This is a genomic window from Plantactinospora alkalitolerans (genome assembly GCF_015690345.1).
GTDB lineage: Bacteria > Actinomycetota > Actinomycetes > Mycobacteriales > Micromonosporaceae > Plantactinospora > Plantactinospora alkalitolerans.
Genome location: NZ_JADPUN010000201.1, coordinates 1 through 19,658 on the forward strand (window position 1 = coordinate 1; position 19,658 = coordinate 19,658).

The window sequence follows — 19,658 nt, forward strand, 5'->3', positions numbered from 1 at the left end:
GGCACGAACAGCAGCGCCGGTTCGAAATCACCCTCGGTCGTCGCCGTCCCCCGGGCGACCGCCGTGACGAGTGCCCACCGCGCCTGGTTGTCCGGCTGGGTGAGGGTGGCGCGTTCGGCGTCGGTCAGGTCGTAGGCGGCCAGCGCCTGATCGGGATCGCCGCGCACCGCGAAGAGGAAGTCTCCATCGGTCTGCATCCGGGTCAGCACCGTCCAGATGTCAGACATGGTGCCTCGGCACCGATGTCCACTGTCTCCTGCTCAGCCGGAAGATCACATCAGCTCCAATGCTCCTCGTGGGTCCGGTGCGGGGTCAGCCAGAACGCGACCGCGTAGCGGATGCCGTCCCGTACGGTCGTCACCTCGTGCTGGTGGGCGCGTCCGCTGGTGAAGCCGACAAGCGTTCCCGCCGTCGGTGATATTTCGCGGCCCATTCCGGGAAACCGGAGCAGGCCTCCTCGGTAGTCGCCCGCCGGTCCGCTCGTGTTCAGGTACAGCATCGCCGCGTGGCTCCGGAACGGGGTGTGGTTCGGCGTCCAGACGCCGTTGTCCAGGCGCTCGCTGTCGGCGTGCAGCACGTGCCGATCACCGGCACGCATCTCGCTCAGCAGTGTGTACTCCAGGTACAGGCTGCCGGAGACCCGGTAGAACCAGCCCAGTCGCGCCAGCACCCGGTCCCGTACGGGGTCGAGGTCGAGGCACCCGTGCCGCCTCAGTGCGACGGCCGGTAGCTCGGTGCGGATCGTCGTCTTCCTGGATCCGGCGTCGAGATCCGAGACGCGGCGGAACTCGGCGATCAGGTGTGCGCATTGCGTCGGCGGAACGAAGTCGGGTTCGACGAGGATGTCCATGGCCAGCTCCCTGGCGGCAGGATAGACGAGGCTGCGGCCGGGACACCTCCCCCGTTGCGGCCCTTACCGATGGAAGATCGTGAGTTGCCCCGGTTGCGGTGGCCCGGAGGTCCGGCCGACCGGTCGACCGGGTCTCCGGAGGATTAAGATCGGCGAGCGTCAACAGACTTCGAGCCGAAGGCGGAATGGTTGTGTCCGAACAGGATTCTGCGACGTCTGGAATCGACACGACGCAAATGAGCCACGCCCGCGCCTACGACTACGTGCTCGGTGGCAAGGACAACTTCGAGGTGGACCGGGAGGCCGCTCGGCAGGTGATCGCGCTCGCGCCGGACCTGCCCGCGCTCGGCAGGGCTCAGCGCCGGTTCCTGCTGCGCGCGACCCAGATGTGCGCCAAGGCCGGGATCACGCAGTTCCTCGACGTCGGAGCCGGCATTCCCACCTCGCCGAACGTCCACGAGACGGCTCGGGCGATCGTCCCCGGGGCCCGGGTGGTCTACGTCGACAGCGACCCGATCGTGTTCGTCCACAACCGGGCCCTGCTCGCCACCGACGACAACGTGGCCTCGATCCAGGCCGACGTACGCCGACCGGCGGAACTGCTCGGCGATCCGCAGATACGGCGGCTGATCAACTTCGACGAGCCGATGCTGCTGCTGTTCATCGGGCTGTTCCACCTCGTCACCGACGAGGAGGACCCGGCCGCCGTGGTCGCCGAGTTCCGGGACCGGATGGCCCCGGGCAGCCACATCTGCATCTCGCAGTTCTGTGTGGACGGCAGCGATCCGGCCGCGAAGGCCAAGCTGGAGGAGATCTCGGTCAACTCTCCGGCTCCGATGACCTTCCGGCCCCGGGCCGAGATCGAGAGCTTCTTCGACGGTCTCGAGCTGCTTCCGCCCGGTGTGGTGGACGTGCAGGAGTGGTGGCCGGACGCGACGGCTGCCCCGACCATGCTGAAGGTCGCCGCCGGAATCGGCCGGAAGCGGTAGCCCGCAGCAGCTCCTCCGGCCCGTGCGCCTGCGCCAGCTGCGGTCCTCGGCCCGGAATCGCGCCGTCCCGACGACGAGGCTCATCCCCGTGGAGGACGAAAGGGGGACGACCGGACGGCACCGGACAGTGCGTTGTCGCGGATCCGATAGAGCCGAGCCAGACGCGATAGACGGAGTCCTATTCTTGGATGCGGGTGCTGACCGACCTACCGGGCGGGCGGGGGATACGTGTGGTGCTGTCGGATATCGACACGTTGGATGACCTGGCACGGGTTCTGCGCCACCTGCGCCGGAGGGAGGCACGGGAGCGGTCTCTGCCGGAGCTGACCTACCGCGATCTGGCCGCCAAGACCGGATGGTCCGTGGGCGCCATCGGCAGCTACTTCTCCGGGCAGGTCCTGCCATCGACGAGCCGCTTCGACACGCTGATCAGGCTGCTCGGCGCTACCCAGGCGGAGCAGGGGATGCTGGCCACCGCCCGGGACCGCGTGGCCGAGCGCCGGACCGCGCCGGGCCGGCAGGGGATCCAGCCGGCGCAGCCCGCCGACGAGGATCCGACGGTCACCGACCCTGTCCGCCCGTCCCGCCCCGCGGTGCCGCGCCAGCTGCCCGCCGACGCTCCGGCGTTCGCCGGCCGGGTCGAGCAACTCGCCGCATTGGACGGGCTGCTGGCCGGGCCGGGCGCACGGGTCGCCGCCGTGTCGGGCACGGCCGGGGTAGGCAAGACCACGGTCGCCGTGCACTGGGCGCACCGGGTGGCGGACAGGTTTCCGGACGGCCAGCTGTACGTCAACCTGCGCGGCTTCGACCCCGCTGGTACGCCACTCGAGCCCGCCACCGCGCTGCACGGCTTCCTCGTCGCGCTGGGCGTTCCCGCCGCGCAGATCCCGGCCGGAGCGGACGAGCGGACCGCCCTCTACCGCAGCCTGCTGGCCACCCGCCAGACGCTGGTCCTGCTGGACAACGCCGCCGACGCCGCGCAGGTCCGCCCGCTGTTGCCCGGCTCGCCCGGCTGCGTGGTGATCGTCACGAGCCGGAACCGCCTGACCGGCCTGGTCGCCGTCGACGGTGCCCGGGCGGTCGTGCTCGCGGTGATGTCCACCGGGGAGGCGACCGAGATGCTCGCCGCCCGGCTCGGCCCCGACCAGGTCGCCGCGCACACCGACGCGGTGGACCAGATCGTCGATCGCTGCGGCGGCCTCCCGCTCGGGCTGGCCGTCGCCGCGGCTCGGGTGATCGCCGACGAGGTGCCGTTGCCGAAGCTCGCCGGTGAACTCGGGCGCCCCCTTGACGCGCTCGCCGCCGGCGAGGCGGCCTCTGACGTCCGCACCGTACTGTCGTGGTCGTACCGGATGCTGCCGGACGGCGCCGCCCGGATGTTCCGGCTGTTCGGCGTCCACCCGGGACCCGACATCGGGCTCGCCGCGGCGGCCAGCCTCGCCGCCGTCCCGGCCACCGCCTCCGGAGGGCTGCTGCGTGAACTCGCCCGCGCCAACCTGCTCACCGAACAACGCCCCGGCCGGTTCGCCTGCCACGACCTGCTCCGCGCGTACGCCGTCGAACTCGCCGGGGCGTCGGACGCCGACGGCGCGCTTGCCCGGGTCCTGGACCACTACACCCGCACCGCGAACACCGCCACCATGCTGCTCGACTCGCGGCGCGGCCCGATCGAGCCACCTCCGACGGTCGCCGGCGCGCAGCCGGAGCGGCTTGCCGACCTCACCGCCGCCCTGACCTGGTACGCCGCCGAGTACCCGGTGCTCATCGCCGCGACCGAGGCGGCGTGGGCGCACGGCTTCCCCGCGCACGCCTGCCACCTTGCCTGGACGGTCGGCTGGTTTCAGCGCCTGCGCGGCCATTGGCAGGACTGGCTGGCCGGGCTGCGGATCGCGCTGGCCGCCGCGGACCAGTTGGGCGACCGCGCGTGGCTGGCCCGGATCCACCGTGACCTGATCGGCGTGTACGGGCGGCTGGACCGGTACGACGACAGCCGCGACCACGCCCGCCAGGCGCTCGACCTGTACCGGGAGATGGGCGACCTCGCCGGCCAGGCGGGCTGCCACCGCAACCTCTGCCTGACCCTGGAGCGCGAAGGACGCCCCCGGGACGCCCTGGAGCACGCCGCCCGCAGCCGCGACCTGCTGCGCGGCGCCGACGACCAGGCCAGGCTGGCGTACGCGTACAACTCGGTGGGCTGGTACCACGCGCTACTCGGCGAGTTCGACGCGGCGCTGACCGACTGCCAGGAAGCGGTCAGGCTGCTGCGCCTCACCGGAGACCGGCACGGCGAGGCCAGCACATGGGACAGCCTCGGGTACGCGTACCACCACCTGGCTCGGCACGACGAGGCGCTGGAGTGCTACCGGCTCGCCCTGGCACTGTTCCGCGAGTTCGGCGACCAGTTCTACGAGGCCGACACGCTGGACCACGTGGGCGACACCCACCAGGCGATGGGGGACAGCGACGCGGCACGCCAGGCGTGGCTGACCGCGCTGTCCGTGCTCGACGAACTGGAACATCCCCGGGCGGCCGAGATCCGCGCCAAGACCGTGGCTGCCTGACACCGGTCCGGCGGTACGTTCCGAAGAATCGCCCGATTCGTCATCCTGTCACGTCCGACGGCCCGGTTTCCGGTGTGCCGCAGCTCCTGTGACCGAGCGGGTACGCGTCGGATCCTGTCCGACGCTGTCCTGCGCTGTCCTGCGCTGTCCAGGATCGGCCTTCGCCCCGCAGGTCCGCTGTCAGAGTCGGAGCGCAGTCGATGTCGAGCGAGGAGGCAGGATGAGAAGGACCAAGCTGGCCCTGGGGGCGTGCCTGGCGGTGGTTGCGCTGGTCGCCGGCAGTGGCCCGGCCGTGGCGGCGCCGCCGGAGGCGCAGAGTGAGACGGTGGATCTCGCGCTGGTGGCCAAGGCTCGAGGATGGACGGTCGAGCAGGCCCGCGCGGACCGCGAGGTGGCCGAGCGGCTGGGCCGCGTACAGGAAGAGGTGGCGCTGCGTGCACCGGACGCCTTCGTGGGCGGTGTCCTGGCGAGCACACCGGGCGGCACACCCACGCTGCTGGTGAAGGGCAAGGCGAACGACGCCGTCCGGAAGGCCGTCGCGGAGGCCGGCATCACGATCCGGATCGCCGACGGGCAGCCGTACTCCCTGAAGGAACTGAGCGAGCGCTCGACGCTGTTGCAGAAGGAGCTGACCGGGCTGGGTTACCGCGACTTCAGCACGGCGGTCGACATCACCAACGCCCGGCTGGTCGCCGCGGTGACCGCCCGGTCCGGCCTGCCCGCCTCGATGTCCGCGCTGGCCGCGGCGCTGCCGAACCAGCTGCGCGACGGCGTTCAGCTGACCGTCGTGGACAAGCCGGTCGGCAGGCTGTCCGCCGCGTTCGGTGGGATGGTCGTCTTCGACACCACGGGCGGGTGGTGCACCAGCGGCTGGCCGGTGCGGCACAACACCACCGGTACGACCGGCGTGACCACCGCCGGGCACTGCCAGGGTATCGACACCATCGTCGACCCCGGCCCGGCGCCGGACGTCAACTACAGCTTCTCGTTGCAGCAGGAACATCGCGGCACGTGGGGCGACGTCCAGTGGCACACCACGTCGACCTCGCAACCTGACGACTTCTACGCGTCGGTCGGCGAGATCCGCGACATTGCCTCGGTCGAACCGCAGAGCGGGATCACGGTGGGCGAGGCGGTCTGCGTGTTCGGGCGGTCCTCGAACGTCCGGGGCTGCGGCACCACGGTCACCTACCCGATCTCGTCGTGCACGCTCGACGGGTTCACCTACGGCCAGCTGGCCGCGATGAGCGGTCCGGGAACGATCGCGGCCGGCGACAGCGGCGGCGGCTGGTCGTTCGACTGGACGGCGTACGGGTCGACCACCGGCTGGTGCAACTTCGGTGACAACATCGGCCGCGCGGTGTGGAGTGCCGCCGACCGCTACGACGAGGCGCTCGGCGTCTCGGTCCGCACCTCGTAGGGGAAGCGGGCGGAGGGGCCGGCCCGCAGGCCGGCTCCTCCGTTCCCGCACGAACTACCGGGTCCCCGCCGTCTGCCATTCCCCTGTTCCGCCGCCCAGCCCACGGCGGAGCGAGCCGTCGTCGGGGGCACGGCCGTCAACTGGAACCTGAAAAGGTGGACGGTGTTCGACCGTGCAACTACGAAGGAAGGGGCATGATGTCCGCCATCGCGTCGCTGATCCTGCTCGACCGAAGCCGCATCCCGGAGCTGGCCGGGCTGGCGAGCACGTCACCGTCGTTGTTCCACCAGTATCTGGCCGAGCACGGACACGAGCCGGCGGATTACGGCTGGTCCGGCTACTGCATGCTGCTGGTCTTGAACTATCTCGAGGAGCGCGGGGTGGACCTGGAGTCGCCGGAGTTGGACGTCGAGTCAACGGCGATCAGCGCGGCGTACGGGGTGAGCAGGCTGATCACGTCGGGGGACGAGAACCTCCTGCACCAGCTCGATCCGGCCGGACATTCCGCGGCGGAGTTGGCGGCCCACTTCGCGGAGATGGGGCTCGAGTTCGAGGAGAGCGGCGTGGCCGGATTCGACGGGCTTACTCTGCTGCGTGACAGCATCGCCCAGCTCCGCGACGACCAGGTGTTGCTGCTGCACATCGGTTAGCTGGTTGGGACGACTGATGGTGCCGAGGGCTTGGCGGAGGTCGTCGGGGAGGACCGGCGGGGGGTGATGATCTCGAAGGGCGGGCGGCCGTCACGGCGGGGCGCTCGCTGAACTTGTGTGCTGATGTTAGGCATCAGCCCGGCGGAGGCGTTCGGCTGCCTGCACCCGCAGCGCATCGGCACCCGCCGGCGCGCCACCGCACAGTGCCATCTCCCGGGCGTTGTACGCAGCCATCCACAGGCCGGCGGCCCATGCCATCTCCAGCTCCACGGCCGTGAACTGGCGCCCTCGAATGTCTTGGTAAGCCACCAGGAACGCCTCGGAGCTGTCGATCGGCGCCAGCGTGGGCGGCCCGGAACTGGCGAACGACCCGCTCGCCGCTCCCACGAGCGCCGCCTCCGGCTGCCACGCCAGGCTGTCCCAGTCGTGCACCGCCCACACCTGCCGACCCTGCCACCGCAGGTTCTGCGCCTCGAAGTCGGCGTGGCCGAGCACGCACGGCAGGCCGGCGGCCAGCAGCCGCTCCCGGGCCCGCTCAGCCGTCTCGACAATGTGCGCGGACACGACACTCGGGTCCCGGCCGTCGAGAAGGTCGATCGCCGGCCACACCCCGGAATCGGTGTGGTCCCAGCGGACCCAGGGCGGATTCGGCAGCGGCGGCCCGACGGACACACCGGCAAGCGCGGCCATCAGCCCGGCGAACACCTCCGCGCAGCGGACAGCGATGTCCGGCGAGTCCCCGTGCAACACCTCGCCTCCGGGCCGGTACTCCTCGGCGTGCACGCCCAGTGCACCGACACCGACCACCGGGGTGAGCGGCCGGGCACACGCAAACCCGCGCTCGGCCAGCCGAGCCTGCGCCGCGACACACGACGAAGCCCGGCCGTCATCGGCGCGCGCCTTGACCACGACGTTCCTGCCACCGGTCACCCGCAGACCGAACACCATCGAGACCTGTCGCGACTGGAACAGCACACCGGCGGGCTCCCCGCCCAGATGCTCGAGACACCAGGCCGGTAACCAGTCCGGCAGCTCGTCCAACGGCACACTCAGGACTGTGCCACAGGCGCCGAACGCACCGGAGGCGAGATCGTCTGCTGGACGATCACCGGACGTCCGTGACGATCCGCTCCCCGGGAGTTCGACGTGGTGTCGAGGCGGCGATTCCGGCGACTGGGCCGTGGGCCCGTAGGGCCAACCGAAAAGACAGCTTTGCCGCAAGTGCTGGCGCGCCCACCACCGTTGAACCAGGGTGAAACGGGAGATTCCACGTACCACTCGGGCGCTCTTGTCGTCGTCTGCCGTAATCAAGTCGTGTCTTTTCAAAACCCAGTCGATATCTTGCTGAAATGAGTTCGTCTCGCTACAGTGACTCCACTCACAACCCGACGTCAGGCAGCTCCAAGGCCAGGTCAGACATGGCGGATAGAGATCAGTAGCAGGGCATGGCCGCGGTGACGATCCCGCGCATCAGCACAGGTCATGGAGACTCCAGTTCCCGAAGGGATGGACAGATGTCCGTACCGCAGTACCGGAAGGCCGCGGCGTTGGCGCTCGTGGCCGGCCTGGGGCTCAGCCTCACGGCGTGCTCCACGAAGAGCGACGACGGCGACTCGACCGCGGGCGGCAAGGTGACCATCACGGTCGACTGCCAGCCGGTCGGCTCGCAGAAGGAGCTGTTGCAGAACTGGAACGACGATGTCGTGGAGTTCCAGAAGCAGAACACGGACATCGTCGTCAAGAGCGTGAGCGTCGGCGAGCAGTGCAACAACCCGCCGGACTTCACCGCTCGCCTGGCCGGCGGCACCGTGACCGACGTGTTCTACGGGTACATGACCGATCTGGCGCAGGTGCTCGACTCCGGTCAGGCAATGGACATCACCGAGTTCGCCAACAAGGACAACATCCCGACCTGGGACAGCGTCGACCCGGCGCTCAGGGAGGTCTTCAGCGACGGCGGCAAGCTCTACGCCGTACCGGTGAAGAACTACTCGATGGGCCTGGTCTACAACAAGGTCCTGTTCCAGCAGGCCGGCCTCGACGTGAACAGCCCGCCCAAGACCTGGACCGAGGTCCGGAACGCGGCCAAGAAGATCTCCGCGCTCGGCAACGGTGTCGCCGGCTACTCGGAGTACAGCGCCGGCAACACCGGCGGCTGGCACTTCACCTCCCTGCTCTACTCCCAGGGCGGCCAGGTGCTGACCCCGGACGGCAAGAAGGCCGACTTCAACAACGCGATGGGCAAGCAGGTCCTGCAGAACCTCAAGGACATGCGGTACGGCGACAACAGCATGGGCGCCCGTCAGCTGCTCCAGTGGGGCGACCTGCTGACCAACGCCGGCGCGGGCAAGGTCGGCATGTTCATCGGCGCACCGGACGCCACCCAGGCGATCGTCAGCCAGTTCCAGGGCAAGTTCCAGGACTGGGCGATGGCCCCGCTGCCCGGCCAGGACGGCCCGGCCAAGGGGACGCTCGGCGGCGGCGAGGGCTACTTCTTCAAGAAGGGTCTCACCCCGGAGCAGGTCAAGGCCGGTATGAAGTGGATCGCGTACCAGAAGTTGACGCCGGGCAAGGGCCAGTTCGACTACGTCCGGGCCAAGCCGCAGAACTACCCGGTGGGTCTGCCCCAGCCGCTGCTGTTCGCGGGCGGCAGCGAGGCGCAGAAGCAGGAATTCGAACTGCGCAAGGCGAACGCGAACGTCGACACCGCGAACTTCGCGATCTTCGAGGCGACCCCGGTCCCGATCAAGGGTGAGCCCCGCAACGCGCAGGCGATCTACGCGGTGCTCGACGCCGCGATGTCCGGGGTGCTGACGAACCCGAACTCGAACATCGACGCGCTGCTCAAGACCGCCGAAGGCAAGGTCAACCAGCTACTGGCCGCCGAGAGCTGATTCGACGAGGTGTGGGGGTCGGCACTCGGCCCCCACACCCGTCCGCGCCACACCGTCGACGTCACCGACTTCCGCAGGAGATGCCTTGGCGATCATCGCCGTCCCGGGTACGGACAGAGAGCCTGGCCGCCCCGCGCCGCCGCGTCCGACCGGCCCTGCGCGTACGAGCCTCGGCCGCAAGGTACGGGACAACCTCACCGGGCACACGTTCCTGATCGGGGCGGTGGCCTGCTTCGCCGTCTTCTCCTGGTACCCGATGATCCGCGGCATCGTGATGAGCTTCCAGCGCACCCGGCGGGGCGAGACCACCTGGGTGGGCTGGGACAACTACTCCCGGATCATCGCCGACCCCAGCTTCTGGCCCGCCTGGAAGAACACCCTCTACTTCACGGTCCTCGCGCTCGTCCTCGGGTACGCGGTGCCGTTCTTCGTGGCGATCCTGCTCAACGAGTTCCGGCACGCCAAGGGGTACCTGCGGATCCTGGTCTACCTGCCGGTGATGCTGCCGCCCGCCTCGGCGCTCTTCCTGTTCAAGTTCTACGCGTACGACCCCAGCGAGGCGGGGCTGTTCAACTCGATCCTGAAGGCGCTGCACCTGCCGACGTCGGAGTGGATGCAGTCCCCCGAGATGACGATTCCGGCGATGGTGATCGCGTCGACCTGGATGAACATGGGCAGTGCTGTGCTCATCTACCTGGCGGCACTACAGAACATCCCCGGCGAGCTCTACGAGGCGGCCGAGCTCGACGGCGCCGGGATCTGGCGGCGGATCGTGCACGTGACGATCCCGCAGACCCGGCTGATCCTCGCGCTCCTGGCGATGCTCCAGATCGTCGCCACGATGCAGCTCTTCATCGAGCCACTGATCCTCGCCAACGGTGCGGGCGCGGAGGACTCCGCGACCTCGGTGGCGTACCTCATCTACCAGCACGGGTTCTTCCAGAACGACCTCAACGGCGCGGCGGCGCTCGGGGTGATCATGCTCGTGGTGCTGGCCGGCTTCTCCGCCGTCTACGCACGGCTGACCGCGAAACAGGACTAGGACGGGCGAGAAATGGCACAGGACTCCGGGACCCGGACCCTCATCTCCCAAGCCCAGCTTCGACGCGGACGCGGCAGGATCCTCTACTGGACGCTGCTCGCCGTCGTCGTGGTGGTGTTCACGCTGGTCTTCCTCGGGCCGCTCTACTGGATGGTCACCGGCGCGCTGAAGTCCGGCCAGGAGATCGCGCAGACCCCGCCGTCGCTGTTTCCGAAGGACCCCCGGCCGCAGAACTACGTCGACGCGTGGAACAACCTGGACCTGGCCAAGCTGCTCTTCAACACGTTCTACTACGCGACCGGCGCGGTGCTGTTCCAACTCGTCTTCGACGCCGCGGCGGCGTACTCGCTGTCGAAGCTCCGGCCGATCTTCGGCAACCTGATCCTCGGGCTGATGCTGGCCACGCTGATGATCCCGGCGATGGTCCTGATCGTTCCGCAGTACGTGACCGTGATCGACCTGCCGATCGTGCACATCAACCTGCTGGACTCGCCGTTCGCGATCTGGCTGCCCCTGGTCGCGAACGCGTTCAACATCTTCCTGCTGAAGCGGTTCTTCGACTCGATCCCGGAGGAGCTGATGTCGGCGGCCCTGATGGACGGGGCGACGCCGCTGCGTACGCTCTGGTCGATCATCCTGCCGATGTCCCGCCCCATCCTCGGGGTGGTCGCGATCCTGGCCATGACGGCGGTCTGGAAGGACTTCCTCTGGCCGAAGCTGGTCATGCCGTCGCCGGAGACCCGGACGGTCAGCGTCGGCATCTACGCCTTCGCCGGCGGTACGCCGATGAACGTCGTGATCGCCGCCTCGGTGATCGCCGCGATCCCGACCGTGATCATCTTCCTGATCTTCCAGCGGAACATCATGTCCGGGCTGACCGCCGGCAGCGTCAAGGGATAGCCAGCGGTTGGGCCGGGAGCCGCGTCGCGTCCGCCGGGCTCAGGGAAGGCCCGAACGACCGGAAGCTGTTCGGGACACTGCCCGGCGACGTCGTCCAACAGCCCGGACATCGCCGACGGCGCCCCTTGCCTCCGTACCCACCGCCGGTCACCCTGTTAGGCATGGGGGACGGCAGGACCGTAGCTCGGGAGGATATCTCCGGCACGCTCTCCGATGCCGTGGGCGGTGAGGGCGGCGACGCCGTACGGGTGGAGATTCTCGGATCGGTGCGGGCCTGGCGTGGACGACACCACATCACCTTCTCCTCACCCGGCCAGCGCACCGTAATCGGCCTGCTGGCCCTCGCGGCGGGCCGACCGATGACCCGGGCGGAGATCATCGACACGCTCTGGGACGACGGCCAGTCGCCGGCGACCGCCACGAACATCGTCCAGACCCACGTCAAGAATCTCCGTCGCCTGCTCGAGCCCGATCGTCAGACCCATACCCGGAGCGTTGTCCTGCCACGGGTCGGGGACGGGTACGCGATGGCCGTACCGGCGCAGAACCTCGACCTGCTCCGGTTCCGCGAGATTGCCGCCGAAGCGGCCGAGGCGCAACGTCGGGGCGATCCGGCCGGCGCGGTGCGGCTGTGGCAGCGGGCATTGGGGCTCTGGCGCGCCGCGCCGCTCGTCGACGTCCCGTTGCTCGCCCGGCATCCGAAGGTCGTCGCTCTGCTGGAGGAGCGGCGGGCGGCGGTCGGCCGGTACGGGGAGGTCATGGTCGCCAATGGCAGGGCGGCGGACGTGTTGCCGACCCTGGAGGAGGCGGCCGCGCACAGCCCGCTCGACGAAACGGCTCAGGGCCTGCTGATCCGGGCCTACCACGCCATGGGACGCCGTGATCGGGCCGTCTCCGCCTTCCGGGAGATCCGTCGGCGGCTGATCGAGGAACTCGGCGTCGAACCCGGGCCCGAACTAACCTCCGCCTACCGGGCCGCGCTGCGTACGCCGGACAGGCGCATGCCGGCTTCGGCTCCGACTTCGGCTTCGGCTCCGACCCGGTCGGCCGGGCGGCCGCAGGTGGAGCCGGCCCGGCCGGCCGGGCCGGCCCAGCTTCCGGCGGACGTATCCGGCTTCATTGGACGATCGGCCGAAACGTCCATGTTGGACCGGCTGCTGCTGCGGCCACCGGAGGAGGGCCGGGCGGAACCCTCTGCGGTACCGACGGTCGTGCTGTCCGGCACCGCCGGGGTCGGTAAGACCGCCCTCGCGCTGCGCTGGGGACACCGAACCCGGCACCGGTTCCCCGACGGGCAGCTCTACGTGAACCTCCGTGGCTACGACATCGACCAGCCGATGCTGCCACGGGAGGCGCTGGCCGGGTTCGTCCGCGCCCTGGGCGTGCCCGGCACCGAAGTTCCGTTCGACCTCGACGAGTGTGCCGCGCGGTACCGCAGCCAACTGGACGGCCGGCGGATGCTGATCGTCCTGGACAACGCGGCGTCGGTGGCGCAGGTACGCCCCCTGCTTCCGGGTAGCGCCTCCTGCGCCGTCGTGGTGACCAGCCGCGACACCCTCGCCGGCCTGGTGGCCCGGGACGGCGCGGACCGGATCGGACTCGGTCTGCTCTCCACCGCGGACTCCGTCGAACTGCTCTGGCGGACCCTCGGCGAGCGCGTCGCCCGGGAGTCCGAGGCAGCCGCCGCGCTCGCCGACCGTTGCGCGCGGCTGCCGCTGGCCCTGCGCGTCGCCGCCGAACTCATCCTCACCCGGCCGACCGCGCCGTTGGCCGTACTGGTCCGTGAACTGGCCGACGAGCAGGGGCGGCTCCATCTGCTCGACGCCGGTGGGGATCCACGGACCGGAGTCCGGGCGGTGCTGTCCTGGTCGTACCGGCAACTGGCTCCGGCCGCCGCGCGGGCCTTCCGGATGCTGGGCCTGCACCCGGGACCGGACATCGACCGGTACGCCGCAGCCGCGTTCTTCGGCACGGAAACCGAGCAGGCCCGACAGTTGCTTGACACCCTGGCGCGAGCTCATCTCGTGCAGCCCGATCCAGACCAGCGGTACACCTTCCACGACCTGCTCCGCGCGTACGCGGCCGAACGCTGCGCGGCCGACGAGTCGGTGACGGAGGCCGACGCCGCCCTGGACCGCCTGTTCGACTACGAACTCTTCGCCGCGGCGGCGGCCATCGACATGCTGTACCCGGCGGAGCGGCACCGCCGTCCGCAGGTCGGCACGCCGTCGGTGGCCCCGGCACCGATCGCGGACCCGCAGGCCGCACGGGAGTGGCTGGACGCCGAACGGGCGACCCTGGTCGCCACCGTGGTCCGGGCGGCCGAACGCGGCCGCTCCTCGCACGCCATCCGGATGACCCTGACGACGCTGCGGTACCTGGAGAGCGGCGGCTATTTCGCCGAGGCCGAGCGGATGCACGAGCACGCCCTCGGCGCGGCGCGGGACACCGGAGACCGGATCAACGAGGCACACCTGTTGACCGGTCTCGCCGTGATGTGTGCCCAGCAGGGCCGGTACGCTCCGGCGATCGAGCGTCTGGGCCGGGCGGTCCTGCTCTGCCGCGAGCACGGCGACAGCGCGGGCGAGGCCCGGGCTCTGGGCAACCTCGGCCACGTCCAGCAGCGGCAGGGCCGGTACGCGGAAGCGGCGGTGGCACTGCGGGACGCCCTGCTGCTGTGCCGTCGCGTCGGTGACCGGGCCGGCGAGGCGCGGGCTGCGGGCAACCTCGGTCATGTGCTGCTGCGGCAGGGCGGCTATCGGGAGGCGGCGGTCCGGCTGCGGAGCGCCGCGATCCTCTGCCAGCGGATCGGGGACGCCACCGGGGAGGCGTACGCACTGGCGAGCCTCGGCGATCTGCACATGCGTGTCGGGCGGCTGCCGAGGGCCGCCAGCCGTTACCAGCGGGCGCTCGCGCTGTTCGCGGCGGTGGGGGACCGGGCGGGGGAGGCGCACGCCCTGGACGGGCTGGGCCGGGTCCGGCTCCGGCAGGGCGACCACGCGTCCGCGCTGACCGCCATCGAGCAGGCGCTCACCCTGCTCCGCCTGGTGGGAGAACGCGCGGGAGAGGCGTCGTCGACCAACAGTCTCGGCGAGTCGCTGTACCGCCTCGGCGAGCCGGTACGGGCCCGGTTGGAGCACTCCGCCGCGTTGACCCTCGCCACCGAGATCGGGGACCCGTACGAGCAGGCCCGCGCGCACGCGGGGCTGGCCCGGGCGTACCGGAGGACCGGTGACCGTGACGGCGCGGCGACACACTGGAGTTCCGCGAACGCGCTGTACGTGCTGCTCGGGGTGCCCGAGGCGGCGGAGTGTCAGGACGGTCCGGCCACACTCGACCAGCAGGCGTGAGTCGCCGGACAGGGCGCGCGGCTGTGGTCGTGCCCTGGGACGGTGCGGTCGTGCTCCGGGACGGTGCGGCCGTGCTCCGGGACGAATACGGTGTGAAAGATCGGAATTAACGCGAAGACGGACGATCTCTGCGTCGATTTCGGCTCGCCGGCACCGCGCTGATCGGACCCGACTTCGAGATCACCGCGCGGATTGTCGCCGGAACAGGAATCGGGATGACCGGAAGCGGGGGGTTCGCTTTCCCGGTCCGCATTGCCGGCGTTGAGCGGTGCCTGGCCGAGTCGAGTCGGGCGGCCCGTTCACCGCCTCCGTGACCTGACTGTAGGTGATCAATCATGAGCGGAATGTGTCGGGAGATGGTCGGCGACGGTCCGTCCGGCAGCGTGCCTGCGGATGCCGTTCCGTCAGGATGACGAAAATCTTCGACGACGTGGCCGGCACGCCCGGGATCGATTGTTGCGTTGAGTGAGCGTTCCCATCCACTCCGGTGAGTGTCGCAGAGAGTGTCGATGTCGCGTCCCCGCACCTCAACCGAATGCGGCGGCGATGAGGTCGGGGCATTCGCATCCGCCAACGTTACTGAGCGAGATGAGTCGCTTCGCTTTGTGATTATTGTCTCACTCGACATGGGAGTTGCGTCACATTGATCATACCTGAATGCTGGTGATCGTCGCCCGGCCGATTGGGCCGCTGTCGAAGCCTGCCGGTCAGCGCCGGTGCGGGGATTAAGAAATATCTGATTCGACGGGGGCAGAACCGAGAGGGAGGGTTGATGGGCGGCGGCTTGTCCCTGTCCGGGCACCTGGGTGGCCAACTGGCCCGCTTGTGCGCGGTTGCCGGAACGGATCCGGACGCACCCCTGGAACTGCTGGGAGGCCTGCTCGGTTCCACTGGCTCGCGGCCACTGTCCGCACCACCGGCCTGGCCATCCAACGTGGCCGACGACCACACTCCGGTGGAGTTCTCCATCGCGTTCAACTCGGGTGAGCCACCCACATTGCGTATTCTGGCCGAGGCGCTGGGATCACCTCCCGATCCGGGATCGAATCTGTCCGCCGGATACGAATTCCTCGGTGCCCAGGCCGCTCGGTTCGGACTGTCGACGTCGCGACTTGATCCGGTGCGGGATCTGTTCTCCACTGAGCATCCTCAGGGGGAGTTCGGGCTCTGGCATTCGCTGGTATTCCGCAGTGGCAGAAGGCCCGAATTCAAGGTCTATTTCAATCCGGAACTTCGTGGCGTCGGACGGGCGCCCGACCTGGTCGCCGAAGCCCTGCGCCGGCTCGGGCTGGGCGGGTCGTACCGGACGATGCTGGACCACGGCGTCCGGCCCGGCGAGCTGGGGCGGAGAGACCGGCTGACGTTCTTCGCGGTCGACCTGCACGACGGGCCGCAGGCCCGGGTCAAGCTCTACCTGACGCACCACGGCGCACACGTGCGGGACGTGGTCCGAGCCGCCGGCGCCGTCGACGATGTCGACCCGGCGGAAGTCGCCGAGTTCTGTGCGACGGCGGCCGGCGGCACCGGCCCCTTTGACGGACGCCCACTCGTGGGCAGCTACACCTTCGTCGAGGGCGCCGACCGGCCGGTCGGATACAGCGTCTACGTGCCGATCCGGAGCTACGTCGACGACGACGAGGAGGCCCGGGACCGGGTGCTGGCGTTACTCGCCCGGTACGGCTTCGGCGGCGCGGAGTTCGACCGGGCACTCAACGCGGTGGCACGGCGGCCGCTTCGCAACGGCGTCGGGCTGATCGCACACGTGTCACTGCGACTGGGCCCGCCCCGGCCAGGTGTGACCGTCTATCTGTCCGCCGAGGCGTACCGGGTGAGCCCGCCGCGTCTCCGGCAGGTGCTGGCGACCCATGAGCCCGCAGAGCAACCGATCGGTCGCTCCACGGCCGGACACCACTGATTTCAAGGAGCAAGTTGTGCCCACGGACCTGCGCGCGATGCTGCCGCCGTACCGGATCAAGGTCGTCGAGCCGATTCCCTTCCTCAGCGCGGAGGACCGCCGGCAGGCCCTCGAGGAGGCGGGCTACAACCCGTTCAACCTTCGCGCGGACCAGATCACCATCGACCTGCTCTCCGACTCGGGTACGGGAGCGACGTCGGCGGCCCAGGAGGCCGCGGCGGCGCTGGGCGACGAGTCGTACGCGGGCGCGCGGTCATGGTTCAGGTTCCGGAACGAGGTGCACGACCTCACCGGGTATCCGCACATCCTGCCGGTCCACCAGGGCCGGGCCGGTGAACGTGTCCTCTTCACCAGCCTGCTGAAACCCGGTCAGATCTGTATCAGCAACACGCATTTCGACACCACCGGCGCCAACGTGAAGCTGGCCGGTGCTAAGCCGTTGGACCTTCCGGATCCCCGGGCGGCCGACCTGGACAGCCAGGAGCCGTTCAAGGGCAACATCGACCTCGACGCACTGGAACGGACCCTGGGCGGACCCGAGGGGCACCGGGTCGGCCTGGTCCTGATGACCATCACGAACAACGGACTCGGCGCCCAACCGGTGTCGATGGCCAACCTCGAGGCCGTCCGGGAGCTGTGCCGGCGGCACCGCGTACCGTTCTTCCTGGACGCGGCGCGCTTCGCCGAGAATGCCTGGCTGGTCGGTCAGCGGGAGCCGGCCTACCGGGGCTGGACACCACGGCAGATCGCCACCCGCGCGTTCGAGCTTGCCGACGGCTGCGTGGTGAGTCTCAAGAAGGACGGCCTGTCGGCGATCGGCGGGTTCATCGGGCTGCGCGACGACGACCTGCATGCCGGCTGCGAGGCGAACCTGATCGCCACCGAAGGATTCTCCACCTATGGCGGGCTGGCCGGTCACGACCTCGAACGACTCGCCCAGGGCCTACGGGAGGTCGTCGATCCCGCGTACCTGCGGGCTCGGGCGGCCTCCACCGCCCGACTGGCCAGGATGATCAACGAGGCCGGGGTGGAAACCGTGCAGCCAGCCGGCATCCATGCCCTGTATCTCAACGCCGGCAGTCTGCTGCCGCACCTGGCCCCGCACGAGTTTCCCGGGCACTCGCTGGGCTGCCAGCTCTATCTCGACGGTGGAATCCGCTGTGCCGAGCTGGGGTCGCTGTACCTGGGCGGCATGGACGCCAAACACCGGCTGCTGACCCCCGCGCCCTTCGAACTCGTCCGGCTGGCGATTCCGCGCCGGGTCTACACCGACACCCACTTCGAGTACGTAGCCGCGGTCCTCGCCGAGATCGCCAAGGAGCCGGAGCGGGTGAGCGGGTACCGGATCGTCTCGGCACCGCCGCTGCTGCGCCACTTCAAGGTGAGGCTGGCACCGACGACGACAGCGGTACGCAACCCGGCCGACGAACCCGGGGCCTGACCTCCGGACGTGGTCTCGCCGTCGTCGGTGCACCAGATTCGGCACACCGACGACGGTCGCTTCCCGTCGGGTCGCCTCAGGTGCTGACCGGTAGGCGGGCCATGGCGTGCCGGACCAGCTCGATCAGCGCCTTCTTGCTGGACGACCGATCCCGGGCGTCGCACCACAGGAGCGGGACGTTCGGGTCCAGCTTCAACGCCGTACGGATCTCCTCCTCGCTGTACAGGCACTCACCGAAGAACCGGTTGACGGCGGCGACGAAGGGGATGCCCCGCCGCTCGAAGTAGTCGATCGCGGGGAAGCTGGTACCCAGCCTTCTGGTGTCGACCAGCACGATCGCCCCGACCGCACCCTGCGCGAGCTCGTCCCAGATGAACCAGAACCGGTCCTGGCCGGGGGTGCCAAAGAGGTAGAGGACGACGTCGGAGGTGATGGTGATGCGGCCGAAGTCGAGCGCGACCGTCGTGCTCGTCTTTCCCTCCACTCCTGTGGTGTCGTCGACCCCGACGCTGGCCTGGGTGAGGACCTCCTCGGTGGTCAGCGGCGGAATCTCGCTGACCGATCCGACCAAGGTGGTCTTGCCGGTGCCGAAGCCACCGGCCACGACGACCTTGACCGATTTGCGATCCACGTCTATCAGTCCCTCTTGTCTAAAGTCTCTCGAGACCGGCGAGAACCGTCTCCAGCAGCCGGCGATCCGCGATCTTCCGCTGAGCGGGAGCTCCGATGCCCAGGAACCCCTGCTCGAGGAGGACGTCGACCATCACCTTCGTGATGGTGAGCGGACGGTGCAGGTAGGCGCCGATCTCGGCGATGGAGATCCAGCCGGAGCACCGGTTCATGATCTCCCTGTACTCCTGCTCCAACCGTGAGGTGTCGGCCGGTAGGGCGATTACCTGAGTCGCCAGGTCCAGGTTGGTGTTCCGTGGAGTCGTGCGTCCGTTGACGAGGATGTACAGCGGCACGAGCCGCCCGGCCTCGCCGTCGTCGTCGCCGTCCCAGATGTCATACGTCATGGCCTGTGCCAGGTTGGCCGTTGGGCGCCAGTGCGACGGCGCGCACCTTGGTACCGAGGTACTCGCCGATCCGGGTGACCAGGCGGCTCATCTCGTACGCGACCATCCCCATGTCGACGGACGGCTCGCAGAGTACGGCCAGCCGGGCGTTCGGCCCGGCGGCGGCGACGAACAGGGTCTGGCCGCGGTACTCGATGATCACCTGTTGAACCGGGCCGCTGTCGAAGCGCCGGCCCATCCCGGCCGCGACGCTGTGCAGCGAGGAGGCGCCGGCCGACAGGAGTTCCGCGGCGTCCTGCGGCAGTGAGGTGGATTTCTGCACGATCAGTCCGTCGGTGGACAGGACGACCGCGTAGACGACACCGGGCAGCTCGACAAGGTCGTCCAACATCCAGGTCAGGTCGTTATGCGACGTCGAGTTGGTCATGCTTTCCCGCCTTGATCAGCTCTGGTTGCTTCGTCGTTGCCCGCTGCCCGACCAGCGGCCCAAGCCTGTTGATACTGCGTGAACCGGTTCCGGGCCTCCTCTGGAGACCGAGCGGGTTCCGCCGGTGCCGTCGCGCCGGCACCGGGCAGGCTGTCGTCGCGCAGTTCGGGAACGAGGTGCTGTTGGGGTTGCCGGTGCGGCAG

General features: G+C 69.5%; 16 protein-coding genes. 10 read left to right on the top strand and 6 right to left on the bottom strand.

Translation table 11 applies throughout. The annotated features are described in order from the left end of the window. On the bottom strand, positions 1-227 hold a 227-nt coding region (locus I0C86_RS21715), incomplete at its 3' end, for a hypothetical protein (protein ID WP_196203099.1). 50 nt (positions 228-277) lie between these two features. Continuing rightward, a complete protein-coding gene (locus I0C86_RS21720; protein WP_196203100.1) occupies positions 278-850 on the bottom strand; it encodes a 2OG-Fe(II) oxygenase in 573 nt (190 codons plus the stop codon). A 185-nt stretch (positions 851-1,035) separates the two neighbouring features. On the opposite strand from I0C86_RS21720, the gene I0C86_RS21725 reads away from it, so the two are divergent. The 4 genes from I0C86_RS21725 (at position 1,036) to I0C86_RS21740 (ending at position 6,470) form a co-directional block, all read left to right on the top strand. Then, a complete protein-coding gene (locus I0C86_RS21725; protein ID WP_255527784.1) occupies positions 1,036-1,839 on the top strand; it encodes an SAM-dependent methyltransferase in 804 nt (267 codons plus the stop codon). A gap of 188 nt (positions 1,840-2,027) precedes the next feature. Continuing rightward, the gene (locus I0C86_RS21730) at positions 2,028-4,400 is read left to right on the top strand and encodes an ATP-binding protein (RefSeq protein ID WP_196203102.1); all 2,373 of its coding nucleotides are present in this window, start codon (positions 2,028-2,030) and stop codon (positions 4,398-4,400) included. 220 nt (positions 4,401-4,620) lie between these two features. Beyond that, positions 4,621-5,820, top strand: coding sequence for a chymotrypsin family serine protease (locus tag I0C86_RS21735; RefSeq protein ID WP_196203103.1), 1,200 nt, complete (start codon positions 4,621-4,623; stop codon positions 5,818-5,820). Positions 5,821-6,014: 194 nt separating this feature from the next. Next, positions 6,015-6,470, top strand: coding sequence for a hypothetical protein (locus tag I0C86_RS21740; RefSeq protein ID WP_196203104.1), 456 nt, complete (start codon positions 6,015-6,017; stop codon positions 6,468-6,470). A gap of 126 nt (positions 6,471-6,596) precedes the next feature. Here the strand turns inward: I0C86_RS21740 and I0C86_RS21745 are convergent, their stop codons facing one another. Further along, entirely contained in the window at positions 6,597-7,517 is a 921-nt protein-coding gene (locus tag I0C86_RS21745) for a phosphotransferase (protein WP_196203105.1), read from the bottom strand. A gap of 467 nt (positions 7,518-7,984) precedes the next feature. Between I0C86_RS21745 and I0C86_RS21750 the strand changes: the two genes are divergently transcribed. From I0C86_RS21750 to I0C86_RS21775, 6 genes are all read left to right on the top strand, one after another. Next, on the top strand, positions 7,985-9,364 hold the full coding sequence (locus I0C86_RS21750) for an ABC transporter substrate-binding protein (protein ID WP_196203106.1): 1,380 nt from the start codon (positions 7,985-7,987) through the stop codon (positions 9,362-9,364). A gap of 85 nt (positions 9,365-9,449) precedes the next feature. Next, positions 9,450-10,406 (top strand): carbohydrate ABC transporter permease, encoded by a 957-nt coding sequence (locus I0C86_RS21755; RefSeq protein WP_196203107.1) that lies wholly within the window; start codon positions 9,450-9,452, stop codon positions 10,404-10,406. Between the two features lie 12 nt (positions 10,407-10,418). Next, positions 10,419-11,306 carry a carbohydrate ABC transporter permease gene (locus I0C86_RS21760; RefSeq protein ID WP_196203108.1) on the top strand — a complete coding sequence of 296 codons (888 nt, stop codon included), beginning with the start codon at positions 10,419-10,421 and terminating at the stop codon, positions 11,304-11,306. A gap of 161 nt (positions 11,307-11,467) precedes the next feature. Further along, positions 11,468-14,656, top strand: coding sequence for an AfsR/SARP family transcriptional regulator (locus I0C86_RS21765; RefSeq protein WP_196203109.1), 3,189 nt, complete (start codon positions 11,468-11,470; stop codon positions 14,654-14,656). 772 nt (positions 14,657-15,428) lie between these two features. After that, positions 15,429-16,571, top strand: coding sequence for a tryptophan dimethylallyltransferase family protein (locus I0C86_RS21770; protein ID WP_196203110.1), 1,143 nt, complete (start codon positions 15,429-15,431; stop codon positions 16,569-16,571). Between the two features lie 16 nt (positions 16,572-16,587). Further along, positions 16,588-18,012 carry a tryptophanase gene (locus tag I0C86_RS21775; RefSeq protein ID WP_323373777.1) on the top strand — a complete coding sequence of 475 codons (1,425 nt, stop codon included), beginning with the start codon at positions 16,588-16,590 and terminating at the stop codon, positions 18,010-18,012. Positions 18,013-18,088: 76 nt separating this feature from the next. Here I0C86_RS21775 and I0C86_RS21780 read toward each other — a convergent pair whose 3' ends face one another. Genes I0C86_RS21780 through I0C86_RS21790 form a run of 3 tightly spaced genes read right to left on the bottom strand, consistent with a single transcriptional unit; the run spans position 18,089 to position 19,455 of the window. Next, positions 18,089-18,643 (bottom strand): GTP-binding protein, encoded by a 555-nt coding sequence (locus I0C86_RS21780; RefSeq protein ID WP_196203111.1) that lies wholly within the window; start codon positions 18,641-18,643, stop codon positions 18,089-18,091. Between the two features lie 19 nt (positions 18,644-18,662). Then, a complete protein-coding gene (locus I0C86_RS21785) occupies positions 18,663-19,028 on the bottom strand; it encodes a DUF742 domain-containing protein (RefSeq protein WP_196203112.1) in 366 nt (121 codons plus the stop codon). Then, entirely contained in the window at positions 19,018-19,455 is a 438-nt protein-coding gene (locus I0C86_RS21790) for a roadblock/LC7 domain-containing protein (protein WP_196203113.1), read from the bottom strand. Before I0C86_RS21790 ends, I0C86_RS21785 begins: the two co-directional genes overlap by 11 nt. Positions 19,456-19,658: the final 203 nt, after the last annotated feature.